The 14,402-nt window shown below is 56.3% G+C and carries 15 protein-coding genes; 9 read left to right on the forward strand and 6 right to left on the reverse strand.

What is annotated here, in order from left to right:
• Nucleotides 1-10 precede the first annotated feature (10 nt).
• The 4 genes from AC22LX_RS02860 (at nt 11) to clcB (ending at nt 3,535) form a co-directional block, all read left to right on the forward strand.
• Nucleotides 11-628 (forward strand): DMSO/selenate family reductase complex B subunit, encoded by a 618-nt coding sequence (locus tag AC22LX_RS02860; protein ID WP_101704515.1) that lies wholly within the window; start codon nt 11-13, stop codon nt 626-628.
• Between the two features lies 1 nt (nt 629).
• Complete coding sequence (locus AC22LX_RS02865) at nt 630-1,487, forward strand: dimethyl sulfoxide reductase anchor subunit family protein (protein ID WP_047064882.1); 858 nt, start codon at nt 630-632, stop codon at nt 1,485-1,487.
• 42 nt (nt 1,488-1,529) lie between these two features.
• Nucleotides 1,530-2,138, forward strand: a complete 609-nt coding sequence (gene dmsD / locus AC22LX_RS02870; protein ID WP_063447885.1) for a Tat proofreading chaperone DmsD — start codon at nt 1,530-1,532, stop codon at nt 2,136-2,138.
• A gap of 101 nt (nt 2,139-2,239) precedes the next feature.
• Entirely contained in the window at nt 2,240-3,535 is a 1,296-nt protein-coding gene (clcB, locus tag AC22LX_RS02875) for a voltage-gated ClC-type chloride channel ClcB (protein ID WP_063447886.1), read from the forward strand.
• Here the strand turns inward: clcB and bioD are convergent.
• The 3 genes from bioD to AC22LX_RS02890 form a co-directional block, all read right to left on the reverse strand.
• Complete coding sequence (bioD, locus tag AC22LX_RS02880) at nt 3,488-4,183, reverse strand: dethiobiotin synthase (protein WP_045392306.1); 696 nt, start codon at nt 4,181-4,183, stop codon at nt 3,488-3,490. The two genes, clcB and bioD, sit on opposite strands and share 48 nt — an antisense overlap.
• Nucleotides 4,184-4,310: 127 nt before the next feature.
• Nucleotides 4,311-5,531 (reverse strand): sugar metabolism global transcriptional regulator Mlc, encoded by a 1,221-nt coding sequence (mlc, locus tag AC22LX_RS02885; RefSeq protein WP_045392308.1) that lies wholly within the window; start codon nt 5,529-5,531, stop codon nt 4,311-4,313.
• A 124-nt stretch (nt 5,532-5,655) separates the two neighbouring features.
• Nucleotides 5,656-6,558, reverse strand: coding sequence for a LysR family transcriptional regulator (locus tag AC22LX_RS02890; RefSeq protein ID WP_045392310.1), 903 nt, complete (start codon nt 6,556-6,558; stop codon nt 5,656-5,658).
• A 131-nt stretch (nt 6,559-6,689) separates the two neighbouring features.
• Here AC22LX_RS02890 and AC22LX_RS02895 point away from each other — a divergent pair, with 131 nt between their 5' ends.
• On the forward strand, nt 6,690-7,940 hold the full coding sequence (locus AC22LX_RS02895; RefSeq protein ID WP_063447887.1) for an MFS transporter: 1,251 nt from the start codon (nt 6,690-6,692) through the stop codon (nt 7,938-7,940).
• A gap of 35 nt (nt 7,941-7,975) precedes the next feature.
• Here AC22LX_RS02895 and AC22LX_RS02900 read toward each other — a convergent pair whose 3' ends face one another.
• Nucleotides 7,976-8,068 carry a KPN_01571 family protein gene (locus AC22LX_RS02900; protein WP_020078946.1) on the reverse strand — a complete coding sequence of 31 codons (93 nt, stop codon included), beginning with the start codon at nt 8,066-8,068 and terminating at the stop codon, nt 7,976-7,978.
• 194 nt (nt 8,069-8,262) lie between these two features.
• Here AC22LX_RS02900 and AC22LX_RS02905 point away from each other — a divergent pair, with 194 nt between their 5' ends.
• From AC22LX_RS02905 to ydgU, 3 genes are all read left to right on the forward strand, one after another.
• Nucleotides 8,263-9,750 (forward strand): carboxypeptidase M32, encoded by a 1,488-nt coding sequence (locus tag AC22LX_RS02905; RefSeq protein WP_063447888.1) that lies wholly within the window; start codon nt 8,263-8,265, stop codon nt 9,748-9,750.
• A 171-nt stretch (nt 9,751-9,921) separates the two neighbouring features.
• Nucleotides 9,922-10,341 (forward strand): acid resistance repetitive basic protein Asr, encoded by a 420-nt coding sequence (asr, locus tag AC22LX_RS02910; RefSeq protein WP_045392316.1) that lies wholly within the window; start codon nt 9,922-9,924, stop codon nt 10,339-10,341.
• 68 nt (nt 10,342-10,409) lie between these two features.
• The gene (gene ydgU, locus AC22LX_RS02915) at nt 10,410-10,493 is read left to right on the forward strand and encodes a small membrane protein YdgU (protein WP_095103248.1); all 84 of its coding nucleotides are present in this window, start codon (nt 10,410-10,412) and stop codon (nt 10,491-10,493) included.
• Between the two features lie 6 nt (nt 10,494-10,499).
• Here the strand turns inward: ydgU and AC22LX_RS02920 are convergent, their stop codons facing one another.
• Nucleotides 10,500-10,757 (reverse strand): hypothetical protein, encoded by a 258-nt coding sequence (locus AC22LX_RS02920; protein ID WP_063447889.1) that lies wholly within the window; start codon nt 10,755-10,757, stop codon nt 10,500-10,502.
• A gap of 654 nt (nt 10,758-11,411) precedes the next feature.
• Between AC22LX_RS02920 and AC22LX_RS02925 the strand changes: the two genes are divergently transcribed.
• A complete protein-coding gene (locus AC22LX_RS02925) occupies nt 11,412-12,224 on the forward strand; it encodes a trypsin-like serine peptidase (protein ID WP_047042911.1) in 813 nt (270 codons plus the stop codon).
• On the opposite strand, the gene AC22LX_RS02930 is transcribed toward AC22LX_RS02925, so the two are convergent.
• Nucleotides 12,225-14,381 carry a putative bifunctional diguanylate cyclase/phosphodiesterase gene (locus tag AC22LX_RS02930; protein WP_063447890.1) on the reverse strand — a complete coding sequence of 719 codons (2,157 nt, stop codon included), beginning with the start codon at nt 14,379-14,381 and terminating at the stop codon, nt 12,225-12,227. It lies immediately after the preceding gene.
• Nucleotides 14,382-14,402: the final 21 nt, after the last annotated feature.

Below are 14,402 nucleotides of genomic sequence, written 5' to 3' on the forward strand. Positions count from 1 at the left end.
GGAGTAAACCATGAGCGCTCAATACGGATTTTTTATCGATTCCGCCCGTTGCACCGGTTGCAAAACCTGCGAGCTGGCCTGTAAAGACTACAAGAACCTGACGCCGGACGTCAGCTTCCGTCGTATCTATGAGTATGCCGGCGGCGACTGGCAGGAGGACAACGGCGTCTGGAATCAGAACGTTTTTGCCTATTACCTTTCTATCGCCTGTAACCACTGTGAAGACCCGGCGTGCACCAAGGTCTGCCCGAGCGGGGCGATGCACAAGCGCGAAGACGGTTTTGTAGTGGTCAATGAAGAGGTGTGCATCGGCTGTCGCTACTGCCATATGGCCTGCCCGTATGGCGCGCCGCAGTACAACGCCGCTAAAGGACATATGACCAAATGCGACGGCTGTCACGAGCGTGTCGCACAAGGCAAGAAACCGATTTGCGTCGAGTCCTGCCCGCTGCGCGCGCTGGACTTCGGGCCGATTGCCGAACTGCGGGAAAAACACGGCCAGCTGGCCGCCGTGGCGCCGCTGCCTTCAGCGCACTTCACCAGGCCAAGCATTGTGATAAAACCTAACGCCAACAGCCGTCCGTGTGGCGATACCACCGGCTATCTGGCCAATCCGCAGGAGGTCTGAAATGGGAAATGGATGGCATGAATGGCCGCTGGTTCTGTTTACGGTACTGGGGCAATGCGTCGCTGGCGCAGTCATCGTCAGCGGCCTGGGCTGGGTGTCGCTCTCCGGTCAGCGCGAAGCGCGAGAGCGGCTGGTGCGCAGCATGTTCTTTATCTGGCTATTGATGGGAATAGGTTTTCTCGCTTCCGTAATCCATCTCGGCTCGCCGCTACGCGCATTTAATTCACTGAATCGCGTTGGCGCTTCAGCGCTCAGTAATGAAATCGCCAGCGGCGCCCTCTTCTTCGCCGTTGGCGGATTCTGGTGGCTACTGGCGGTGCCAGGAAAAATGCCGGAGGCGCTCGGCAAAATCTGGTTGTTTCTCACCATGCTACTGGGGTTGCTGTTTGTGATGGCGATGACCCGCGTCTACCAAATTGACACCGTGCCGACGTGGTATAATGGCTACACTACCAGCGCGTTCTTCCTGACGGTACTACTCAGCGGGCCGCTGTTCGCCGCCCTGCTGCTGAAGCTGGCGAAAGTTGACTTCAACGGCTGGTTTTTTGCCGCGATTAGCGTCGCCGCCCTCATCATCAGCGTGGCCGTTGTTGTCTTGCAAAGCGCTGACCTCGGCACGATCCACAGTTCAGTACAACAGGCGAACGCCCTTCTTCCGGATTACGGCAGACTGCAGGTTCTACGGCTGATCCTGCTGGCGCTCGGTCTCGGCTGCTGGCTGTGTCCGCTTCTCCGCCGCCAGCCGCCGCGCGCCGCCGGGTTATTGATCGGGCTGATAATGGTTTTAGTCGCGGAGTGTATAGGCCGCGGCCTGTTTTATGGCCTGCATATGACCGTAGGTATGGCGGTTGCGGGTTAACGAGACGGCGCGCCTGTGCGCGCCGCAGTAAGGAATAGGGTAATGATGCAGATCCCAAATCGCGACGCCGTCGCACTAAGCGCCCGTACGCTGGGCGCGCTGTTCTCTTTTGCACCGGACAGCGAGCAAAACACGCCGCTGGTCGCCGCTTTTCTCGATGGTAGCTGGCAGCCGCAGTGGCCGTTCCCGGTCTCCGATTCACTGGCAATGGAATTCGCCGCCAGCAGCGACGAGACGCTGCCGCAAGCCTGGCAGCGTCTGTTTATCGGCCCATGGGCGCTGCCCGCTCCGCCGTGGGGCTCGGTGTGGCTGGATAAAGAGTCGGTGTTATTCGGCGACTCGACGCTTGCGCTGCGCGAATGGATGCGGGCCAGCGGTATCGCGCTGGATCTTGAGCGCAACGAACCCGAAGATCACTTCGGCACCTTGCTGCTGCTGGCTGCATGGCTGTGCGAAACAAATCAGGATGAGTTGTTTACTCAACTGCTAGCCTGGCATCTGCTGCCGTGGTCCGGGCGTTTCCTGAGCGTCTTTATGGAAAACGCCGGGCATCCGTTCTATCGGGCGCTGGGCCAACTGGCGCAGTCGACGCTGGCTAACTGGCAGGCACATTTGCCCATCGCGGTGGCAGAAAAGCAGCTGTATCGTTAACTCACCCGCCGCGTCGATCCCCGGCGCGGCACTTATAGCTTTTGCATCTAAGGTTATTCCCTATCACAATAACGTCATGACTCCCAATTTCACGCCCGCTAATGCACCGTCTTCATAACTATCCTGATGTGCAGGTGATGTTCCGTCGCCTGCTCATCGCCACGCTCGTCGGCATCTTTGCGGCGCTGGCCGTGGCGCTGTTTCGCCACTCGATGGTCGTGCTGGAAACATTATTTCTCGGTAACGATAGCGGTAGCCTGGTGAACGCCGCACAGTCGCTGCCGTGGTGGCGTCGGCTGCTGACGCCACCGCTTGGCGGACTGGCAGCGGGGACATTGCTGTGGTTATGGCAACGGCGCAGTGTGTCGCGTCCGCACGCCCCGACCGATTACATGGAAGCGCTGGAAACCGGCGATGGTTGTTTCGATACGCCGGCAAGCCTCGTGAAATCGCTGGCGTCGCTGCTGGTGGTTGTGACCGGCAGCGCCATTGGCCGCGAAGGAGCCATGATCCTGCTGGCCGCGCTGGCCGCCTCGCTGTTCGCCCGCCGCTTTACCCCGCGCGCTGAATGGAAGCTGTGGGTCGCCTGCGGCGCCGCCGCCGGGATGGCCAGCGCCTATCATGCGCCGCTGGCGGGTAGCCTGTTTATCGCCGAAATCCTCTTTGGCACTCTGATGCTGGCCTCGCTCGGCCCGGTAGTCATTTCGGCGGTAATCGCCCTGTTACTAACGAATCTGCTCAACGGCGGCGCCGCGCCGCTATACCACGTCGTCTTTCAGCAAAACCTTAACGCGCTGCATTACGTTTTAATGCTGGCGACCGGCCTGCTGGCCGGGCTGTGTGGGCCGCTATTTATCTGGCTGATGAACTACAGCCACCGTGGCTTCGTGAGGCTGAAACTGTCACCGCCGTGGCAGCTGGCGATAGGTGGACTGATCGTCGGCATGTTATCGCTCATTACCCCAGCGGTGTGGGGCAACGGTTATAGCGTGGTGCAAAGCTACCTGCTGTCGCCGCCGCTATTTAGCGTCATTATCATCGTCTTTGTCTGTAAGCTGTTGGCGGTGCTGGCCAGCAGCGGCTCCGGCGCCCCGGGCGGCGTCTTTACCCCGACGCTTTTCGTCGGGCTGGCGCTGGGCATGCTGTTCGCCAGTTTTAGCGGGCTATGGTTAGATAACGATCAGAACATGGCGATTATGATTGGGTTAACCGGGATGGCGGCGTTTCTCGCCGCGACAACGCATGCGCCGATTATGTCAACGCTGATGATTTGTGAGATGACCGGGCAGTATGTGCTGCTGCCCGGTTTATTGATCGCCTGCGTACTGGCCTCGGTACTGTCGCGAACGTTACGCCGGGATTCGATCTATCGCCATGACGCTGCCGAGAACGTCTAAGTCAACATACTGGCTGAGTTCACGTTGTTCGGCGCGCGGCAGATAAGGCAGCTCGCCAATAAGCGGCGCGGGTAGCTTTTTGCTCAGTACATCAATGATTTCAGCGTAGTGCGCAAGACCAGGATTAATGCGGTTGGCGACCCAGCCGATTAATGGCAAACCGTCGTTAGCCACCGCCTGAGCGGTCAACAGAGCATGGTTGATACACCCTTCCTGAATACCCACCACCAGCACTACCGGCAGTTGTTCCTGTACCACCCACTCGGAGAGCGGGCGTAAATCGTTCATCAGGCTGCGCCAGCCGCCGGTACCTTCCACTACGACATGATCGACCCTGCCGCTGAGCTGCTGCAGCCCGTCGCTGAGTAAACCGTAGTTGATCGGGCAGCTGTGCGCCACGCTGCTTTCTTCTTCGCTTAACGCGATGGGATTGACAGCATCATACGGCAGCGACAACGTCGACACGCTCTGTAATACCAGCGCGTCTTTATTACGCAGTCCGTCCGGCGTCTCTTTGCTGCCCTTCGCCACAGGCTTATACCCGGCGACGCTTTTACCGCTGGCAGCAAGTGCCTGCAGCAACGCGCGGGAAACTACCGTCTTCCCGACAGCAGTGTCAGTACCTGTTATAAAGAAACGCTTAAACATCACTAACCCCAAAGTTGTCTATACGAAAGATACATAAGAGAAATAATCAACAGTGGGAAAAGTCTACGCGAAGCCGTCGGGGCCCAGATTGAGATAGCGCAATTTTTGGTGCGACTATGAAAAAATGTTAACCCTGTAACAGTCGGATAAGGAGCGATCCGTTATAGAGGGCGTCTTTCACCAGAGCCGCGCCAGCCATCGTGCCGCGGTTTGAGAACTGGGTACTCTCAACCGCAATATGACGACTATATGCTGGCAGCGCCTGTTGCCGAATACAGTCAGAAATTGCCGGAAACAAAATATCGGATGCCTGGTTGAACGGCGAACCGATAAGGATTTTTTGTGGATTAAACAGGTTAACCATAATGGCCAGAATACGCCCCACGTGCGTACCAACACCGGTAATGATGTCCCGCGCCAGTAAATCACCCTGCTGCGCCGCCTGGCATAACCATTCAACGCTCAACTGCTGCTGATGCAGCATCGAGCTCATCGATTTTGCCATGCGCATCTGAGCCAGTTCCAGCACGCTTTCGATGCTGGCGATGGTTTCCAGGCAGCCGTGATTGCCGCAGTAGCAGCGTTTACCATAAGGGTCGACCTGGGTATGGCCGATCTCCACCAGGCTACTACTACCGGCATGCAGCAGGCGGCCATCGGTGATGACGCCAGCGCCGACGTTGTGGTCGATCACCACCTGGATGACGTCACGCGCCCCGCGTGACGCGCCAAACAACGATTCGGCCATGGTCCAGGCGCTGATATCGTGCTGAATATAGACCGACACCCCGGTGTGATTAGCCAGCGTTTCACCAAGCGGCATGTCTTTCACATCATCGTAAAATGGCATCCGGTGAATGATGCCGTTTTCAGTATCGATGATCCCTGGCAAGGTGATGGCGATAGCGGTAAGGCGCTCGAGCTTGTGCTGATGGCGAATAAAAAACTGGTCGATGTGCTCGATGATCCGCGTCAGCAGCGGTTGCGCATGCTGCAGCGGCAGTTCCAGTTGTTCTTCCACCACCAGTTTGCTGCTCAGATCGCGCAGCGCCAGATGAATCTCCCCCCGGCTGATGCGCAACGACAAATAATGCCAGGCTTCCGTTTCAACCATCAGCCCGACCGCCGGGCGGCCGCGGCTCCCCGGCTCCTGGATTTCGGTCTCCTGCACCAGATGCGCTTCCAACATCTCGCGAACAATTTTGGTAATGCTGGCCGGCGCCAGTTGCGCAAATCGGGAAAGATCGATACGCGACACCGGGCCAAGCTGATCAATCAGGCGATACACGGCTCCTGCGTTGGTCTGCTTTATTTGATCGATATGGCCTGGTTGACTGTCCGCTACCACCGTTGACTCCCTTTATTTTCGCGCTTCGAAATAAACTTTCGGCTATGGTGAAGCACTTCGATGGTACACGTCAAATTTTTACTTAGCCTTGTGATTTACCGCACGTTTTTGGGTCTTTTTTGTCTCATTTTGCTAACGCGGCGGCGGCGAGGAGATAATCGCGAAAACGCTGCGCCGCCAGTCCCTGTTCGCGATGTTTGGCCCACACCAGCCACATTTCCGACACCGCATCGGGTTCACTAATCGGCAGCCAGCGCATTTCATTCAGCTGCACCCGCTTAAACGAGGCCGGTAGGATTGATACCCCAAGACCAGAAGCCACCAGGCCGATGATGGTCATGGCCTCGCCGACCTCCTGGGTGATAACCGGCGCGGTACCGTAGCGGCGCATCAGTCCGAGAATATCGTCGTACAGGCCGGTACCAACGTGCGGGTCGAAAAAGACAAACGGCTCGCGCGCCAGCTCAAGCAGACTGACCGCCTGCTGACGGGCCAGAGGATGATCGCTGGGCACCATCGCCAGTAGCGGTTCGCGCAGCACTTTTTCCCAGCACAACGTATCCGGCAGCTGCGTGTTGCGCATCAGGCCAAGGTCAAGCGCCCCTTCATTTAACGGCACTATCTGTTCGCGGGTGTTGGTTTCGCGAGTCTGGATATGGACATCGGGAAAGCGGCGGCGAAAAGTGGAAAGCGTATCGGAAACCGCTTTGATAAATGGCGCCGATGAAGTGAAACCAATGCGCAGTTCACCGGTTTCGCCGTGATGCAGGCGCCCGGCACGGGCGGCGGCATCTTCAACTTGCGTCAGAATTTGTCGGCTATCGGCGAGAAATTGCTTCCCCGCCGCCGTCAGGCTGACGCTGCGGTTAGTACGGGCAAACAGCCGCGCGCCAATTTGCTGTTCGAGAATCTGAATCTGCTGGCTTAACGGCGGCTGGGAGATGTTGAGGCGCGCCGCCGCGCGGCCAAAATGTAGCTCTTCTGCTACGGCGACGAAGTAACGCAGATGACGCAGCTCGATATTCATATTTAAAACATCTTATTTGAGATTATTAATATATTAGACGGAATATTTACAATTTTATACCCTAAAAATGTGAGCTGAATGGTCACATCAGTTTGTTTGTAATCCAGCGGTATATAAGCAAGGAATTCTCCGTGAGTAACACAACAACCGCCGGCACCGCGCCGGCGAGCAGCGCCAGCGATAAGGCGGTAAACCAGCCAAATCAATTTATTAAACGCGGTACCCCGGCGTTTATTCGCGTTACCCTGGCGCTGTTTTCCGCCGGACTGGCGACATTCGCCCTGCTCTACTGCGTGCAGCCTATTCTGCCGGTGCTGTCGGGCGAGTTCGGCGTAAGCCCTGCCAGCAGCAGTATTTCGTTATCGATTTCCACCGCGATGCTCGCCGTCGGGCTGCTATTCACCGGACCGCTGTCTGATGCCATTGGTCGTAAACCGGTGATGGTCACCGCCTTACTGTTGGCGGCGTGTTGCTCATTATTATCAACGATGATGACCAGCTGGCACGGTATTCTGATCATGCGCGCGCTGATTGGTCTTTCGTTAAGCGGCGTAGCCGCCGTTGGGATGACTTATCTCAGCGAGGAGATCCACCCAAGCGTGGTGGCGTTTTCAATGGGGCTTTATATCAGCGGTAACTCGATAGGCGGCATGAGCGGCCGCCTGCTCACCGGGGTCTTTACCGATTTCTTCGGCTGGCGCGTGGCGCTGGCGGTGATAAGCGCCTTCGCCCTCGCGGCGGCAATCATGTTCTGGCGTATTCTTCCCGAGTCGCGCCACTTCCGCCCTATTTCGTTGAAACCGAAAACGCTGCTGATTAACTTCCATCTGCACTGGCGCGATCGCGGCCTGCCGCTATTGTTCCTCGAAGGTTTCCTGCTGATGGGCGCATTTGTGACCCTGTTTAACTATATTGGCTACCGCTTGATGATGTCGCCGTGGTCGCTGAACCAGGCGGTGGTCGGTCTGCTGTCGGTCGCCTACCTGACCGGGACCTGGAGTTCGCCAAAAGCCGGCGCGTTGACGGTGCGCTATGGCCGCGGGCCGGTGATGCTGTTCTTTATTGCGGTGATGCTGTTTGGCCTGCTGATGACGCTATTCTCGCCCCTGTGGCTGATTTTCATCGGCATGTTGCTGTTCTCTGCCGGCTTTTTTGCCGCGCACTCGGTCGCCAGCAGTTGGATCGGCCCACGGGCGCGTCGCGCGCGTGGCCAGGCTTCTTCGCTATATCTGTTCAGCTATTATCTGGGTTCCAGTATTGCGGGGACGCTGGGCGGGGTCTTCTGGCATCATTACGGCTGGAACGGCGTCGGCGGCTTTATCGCGCTCCTGTTAATGGCCGCGCTGCTGACCGGCGCCTGTTTGCACAACCGCCTGAAATAATCGTTAAACGACGTGACCTTACGGGTCACGTCCGCTCACCATAGCCCGAGCACCGACGGCAACCCCAACAGTTCTCTGAGAGCATCCATAGAGAGCAGTGCGAAAAACACCCACGTGAACGGATTCATACTCGCCTCCGCTGACAGCCAGCGCCTGTTATCAGTGTAGCCGCTGGCGTGGCGCGCCGTCCGTTATAGTCATCACATGCGCATTTTTCGCCGCACGCAAAATGTCGTGCCCACGACTCGACCAAATCCCCCCGACGCGCTAGTGTACCCACTGACAACAGATTTATTTCACTCGCCACAGGCCAGCAGAGACTATGACTGAAAACAACAACTATCAGCAGCTCACCCGCACTTTCCAACGGCTCTCCCGCTTCTCACACCTGGCCGCCATCGCCGGCTGGGATATGTTCGCCATGATGCCGCCCGGCGGCAGCCGCGCGCGCGGCGAAGCGCTGGCGGAGCTCGGGGTGCTGCAGCACCAAATTTTGACCGATAAGAAGGTTGGCGAATGGCTGCGGCACGCCCTGCAGGAAGATCTTAACGATCTGGAGCAAGCTAACCTGCGCGAAATGACCCGGCAGTACCAGCAGGCGGCGCTACTGCCGGAGAGCCTGGTGGAGGCGAAATCACTGGCCGGCAGCCGCTGCGAACACGCGTGGCGCAGCCAGCGTCCGGCTAACGACTGGCAGGGATTTGCCGAAAACCTGTGCGAAGTCGTTAAGCTCAGTCGCGAAGAGGCGCAAATCCGAGCCGAAGCGAAAGGGTGTTCCCGCTACGACGCCCTACTGGATATTTTTGAACCCGACATGACCAGCGCGCGTCTTGACGTGCTATTCGCCGATCTGAAATCCTGGCTGCCGTCGCTGCTGGCAAACGTCGTCGATAAGCAAGCGCAGAAGACGCTGCTCGAGCCACAGGGGCCCTTCGCCATCGCCGATCAGCGTGAGCTGGGTCTGGAAGCGATGCGGGTTTTAGGCTTTGATTTTGACGGCGGGCGTCTGGATATTAGCGCACACCCCTTCTGCGGCGGCGTGCCAGAGGACGTCCGGATCACCACCCGCTATAACGAAAACGATCTGCTCAGCGCGCTATTTGGCGTGATCCACGAAACCGGCCACGCGCGCTATGAACAGAACCTCCCGCGTAACTGGGTCGATCAGCCGGTTGGGCTGGCTCGCTCAACGGCGATTCACGAATCTCAGAGTCTGTTCTTCGAAATGCAGCTTGGCCGCAGCGAAGCCTTCCTCAACCGCCTGCTGCCCGCCGTGCGTCAGCGCTTTGGCGACCAGCCGGCGTTCAGCGCGGAAAACTTTATCGCCTGGAACCAGCGCGTGAAGCCGGGCTTCATTCGCGTCGATGCCGACGAAGTCAGCTACCCGGCGCACGTCATTCTGCGCTATGAAATCGAGCGGGCGCTGATCGACGGCGATATTGAAGTAGACGATATTCCAGCCCTGTGGGATGAGAAAATGCAGCGCTGGCTGGGTATTTCGACCTTCGGCAACTATCGTGACGGCTGTATGCAGGATATTCACTGGACCGATGGCGGTTTCGGCTATTTCCCTTCCTATACGCTGGGGGCGATGTACGCCGCACAGCTGATGGCGGCTGCCAGACGCGCGCTACCGAATCTCGCACAGGATATCGCCGGCGGCGATTTTAACGCCCTGTTCGACTGGTTGCGGCAAAATATCTGGCAACACGGCAGCCGCTTTACCACTTCGCAGCTGATTAAGAATGCCACCGGTGAAGATCTCAACAGCGAGTATTTCCGCCAGCATCTTACCGCCCGTTATCTCTAAGCCTGCGCGCCGGGGCCTGCTCCGGCGCTTTCCCCCCGCCTGGCTCGTATTGTACAAACGGTTACACGCCGATACCAAACACTCACGGAAAGCTCGAAAAGACAAGCATATAGTTACTTCAACGGCCCCGCAGTGGGGTTGAAATGAAGAAACCTTTTCGAGGATATCAGAATGAAAAAAGTATTAGCTCTGGTCGTTGCCGCTGCTATGGGTCTGTCTTCCGCTGCTTTCGCTGCTGATGCAGTAAGCACCACTCAGGCACCTGCTGCTGCAACTCACAGCACCACTGCCAAGACCACTCACCATAAAAAACATCACAAAGCTGCCGCCAAACCAGCTGCAGAACAGAAAGCCCAGGCTGCCAAGAAACACAAAAAAGCCGCGGCAAAACCTGCTGTAGAGCAAAAAGCTCAGGCAGCGAAAAAACACCACAAAGCCGCCACTAAACCGGCTGCGCAGAAAGCTCAGGCTGCCAAAAAGCACCACAAAACTGCCGCTAAACCAGTAGCGCAGAAAGCTCAGGCTGCCAAAAAACACCACAAAACCACTAAACACACCGCAGCTAAACCTGCTGCTCAGCCGGCTGCATAATCTTTCCGGTTAGTCTGGTCTTGTATAAATCGGCGCTGTTTCAGCGCCGTTTTTTTCTGGAGAGCGCTATGCTGCGACGTTATCGTTTTGAGCTCATCCTGATACTGCTGATAATCTGCGCGCTGGTGGCAACCCGCTTTTTCCTCTATTAGGCGCCGCTAATCTTCCCCCTCAATGGGAAAACCGGCTTCACGAATAGCCTGACGGCAATCGCTGACTCCTGCAGCATATCCCGCTTCAATTTCACATACCGGGCTCGCGCTGGAGAAAGGCAAGCGAATCGGCGTCGCCAGTTGACGTTCCAGCTCGCTAATTTTTTGCCGCGCCGCCAGCAACTCCACCGCCAATTCAGCGGCCGACACTTCGGTTTTCGCTCCTGTAATCACCGCCCGTAATTGCCTCTCATCGATAGTCATCATGTCCGCCAGTTCTGCATTCACTGGCAGATATTATAGCCAACGCCACCTCAGCGGCGCTGGCGGCTCGTTACAGGGCATGTACCGCCTCAATCACGAGATAACCCATCGCTCCCCACATAAAAATTGAAACTAACGAAACATAAACTAACGCGCGAATACCTTGTTTAGACATACACCCTCCCACTGCGGGAAATGACCTTGTGCTTATGATGGCCGGGTCAACCTCACATTTCACTCAATGGGAACCGGCGAAAACAATGTTTACAGTGAGAAAATGTTTCGTAGTGAAAATAATTGAGAAGATGGTAAAAAAACGCCAATGACGATGAACTTTTGCGTACTTCAGGCAACTAAAACGCCCGCTAAAAATTGCGCTTTACGAATGTCCTGCAAGGCAAAGTGATTATTTTTCCCGCGCTTTACGTACGTTCCGATACACGAATTATGTTGCGTTGCCCGCCGCTTTCTGCGGAAATGACGACAGCAGAGATTATGCGTTAACCCTCTGAATTACCATGGTTCTCGCAGAGATGAAATGTCTTCAGGAGTCGTTTTATCTGCCGTTTGGCTTAATAAAAATTATTCTTAACTTTCATAAACTTAAATCTCCTGCTACTTTCAATAGACATAATTATCTCCCCAGAGAGTGATATGCGTAGAGACGTACTGTTATTACTGTGTTCGTTTTGTGTATTTCCCCTGTTTGCTCACGCCGATGATGACGGCATGAGCGCGAAAGATATCAAAACGCTTTTTTTCGGCCATGACGATCGTAAAGCGGTCAGCGATCCGGCCAGTTCCCCCTGGGATGCCATCGGTCAATTAGAAACCGCCAGCGGTAATCTGTGTACCGCAACGCTGATTTCTCCGCATCTGGCCCTCACCGCCGGTCACTGTTTGCTGCAGCCGCCGAAAGGCAAGCCGGACAAGGCCGTCGCGTTGCGTTTTATCTCGCGTAAAGGCAACTGGGTCTATGAAATTCACGGGATTGACGGCCGTACCGACCCATCGCTAGGCAAACGGCTTAAAGCTGACGGCGATGGCTGGATTGTCCCCTCTTCCGCAGCCCCCTGGGACTTTGGCCTGATCGTCCTGCGCTACGCGCCAGGCGGTATTACGCCTGTTCCTGTTTTTAGTGGTGATAAAGAAGCGCTGACCGCGGCGCTAAAAGCCACGGACCGCAAAGTGACGCAATCCGGCTACCCGGAAGATCATCTGGATAGCCTCTATAGCCACCAGGATTGTCTGGTGACGGGATGGGCGCAAACGTCGGTGTTATCGCATCAATGCGATACGCTACCGGGCGACAGCGGTTCTCCACTGCTGTTGAAAACGGATAACGGCTGGCAGGTCATTGCGGTGCAAAGCTCGGCGCCGGGGCCGAAAGATCGCTATCGCGCCGATAACCGGGCCATTGCCGTGACCGGTTTTCTCGACAAGCTGGAAGCGCTGGCCAAAGAGTAATTATCCCTGCTGCTGGCGCAGTTGAAGCAATGAATCGATAGGCATCGGTTGGCTGAAATAAAATCCCTGCAGTCGATCGCATCCCGCCCGCCGCAGCAGCGCCAGCTGCTGCTGAGTTTCTACCCCTTCGGCAACCACGGTGATCCCCAGCGCATTAGCGATACGTACCGTGCCGCGCACCAGTTCTGCCGCCTGTGGGTCGACATCCACCACCCCGGCTAACGACTTATCAATCTTGAGGCTATCAAAACGACAGCTGCGTAGATAACCAATACTGGAATAGCCAATGCCGAAATCATCCAGCGCGACGGCGATACCCAACGCCTTCAGGTTCTCGATAGCCACGCGGGCGCGCTCCGGGTTTTCCAGTACATAGCTTTCGGTCACTTCAAGCTGCAGGCGGCGAGCAGGAAACTGACAGCGTCCCAGGGTTTGGACCACCCGCGTTTCGAATTCCGGGTCGCGGAATTGCGCCGGTGAAATATTGACGGAAAGCAACAAATCCCCCATCGGTTGTAAGTCGTAACAGGCTTGCGATAAGGCAAATTGACCTAGCGCGTAGATCAATCCGCTACTTTCGGCGATAGGGATGAAAGCATCCGGCGCCAGCGGGCCTTCAGGACGCCGCGGCCAGCGCAGCAACGCCTCTACGCCTTCCATCGCCAGCGTCTCGGCGTTGACGATCGGCTGATACCAGACGTCAAATTCGCCCCTTTCCAGCCCTTCCCGGATACCATTTTCAATGTGCAACTGGTGCTGACGCGTTTCGTTGAGGGTATCATCGTACCAGGACGCTCTCCCCTTACCGCTCTTCTTCGCGTGATACATAGCCATGTCGGCGCGGCGGAATAACTCGGTACTGGAGCATAATGCCGGTACGCCGCTGGCAATACCGATACTGGCGCTGATGTATATTTTGCGCTCGCTGAGTTCAATAGGGGCTTTTAATAACTCAAGCACCGCCCAGGCAAACGCGGAAGCCTGATTAACCGCTTGTTCACCGCTGACGGTCATGGCGAATTCATCACCGCCCATCCGCGCCAGCATCGCCCCCGCCGGAACACGGTCGCGTAATTCGCGGGCAATGCGTGCGATTAGCGCGTCGCCAACATCATGGCCATAGTTGTCATTAACGTCTTTGAAGCCATCGAGATCGATAAATACCACGCTCTGCATTTCATTCTTGCCGCATTCGCCCATCGCATTTAAGCGTTCAATCAGCGCCCGACGGTTCGGCAAACGGCTCAGCCAATCGATTAACGCATTTTTTCGCGCCTGCTGTTCGCCGCGCGCCAGTTTGTATAACCCCAGGCTACTGAGCAGAATAAATAGCAGAATCAAACTCGCCGCCAGAATGGCGATGAGCCTGATGCTGTTTGACGCGGCTCGCGCCGCCTCCGCTCCGGGAAGACGCGGTTGCCAGCTCAGATATGCCAGCGTTTCCCCGCCTTCTGTGCGCAATGGTACGCTGTATTCGCCGGCGAGCTGCGTCGTATGCAGGCGATTAATCTGGAAAGTATTCCCCAGGTTTTCCAGCATGGTCGGATTAATGTGGCGGGTAATAACCAGATAGCGACGGGTCTTGTCATAAACCGGTAAGCGACCGATCGTCGGGCGAATCAAGCCGATACCCACAAACGCGATACCCTCCCGGGTGCGGGTAATACCAGCAAAGGCATTTTCACCACGTCTCAGCGCGTTCGCGTGTTGCTCGATAAGGGCTTGCAGCCCGCTGCCAAAAAAACCAATATCGGGTTCGGTAAATGGCTCGCTGCGAAAAGCGCCCCACAGGATCCGGTAGTTTTCATCCAGGATAAAAGTCCCGTCGTAGAGATTATTAATTTTAAAACCCGACCCCCACGAATCATACAGCCAGCGTGGGTCAAGATGGGGCGTATAGGTTTGTTTAACCGCATCATCCCAAATCGAATTATCCAATACCAAAGACAACACCCGATTGACCGATGTCTGTACGGCCCCTTGCACCGAGAGCATCGAACGGTGCTTATCAATTTCATTGGTTTTTATACTGACCAGGTGTTGTGACAAATAGAAAAGAGAAATAACGGAGACCACCAGCCCCAGGCCGGCGAAAAAGACCAGTACAGAAAGAATTTTGGCAGAGGGAATATTCCGCCAGCCTGGCAAAGGGATCATGCGCTGTCCTCATAGCGGCCT

The organism is Klebsiella sp. PK01 (assembly GCF_057624675.1).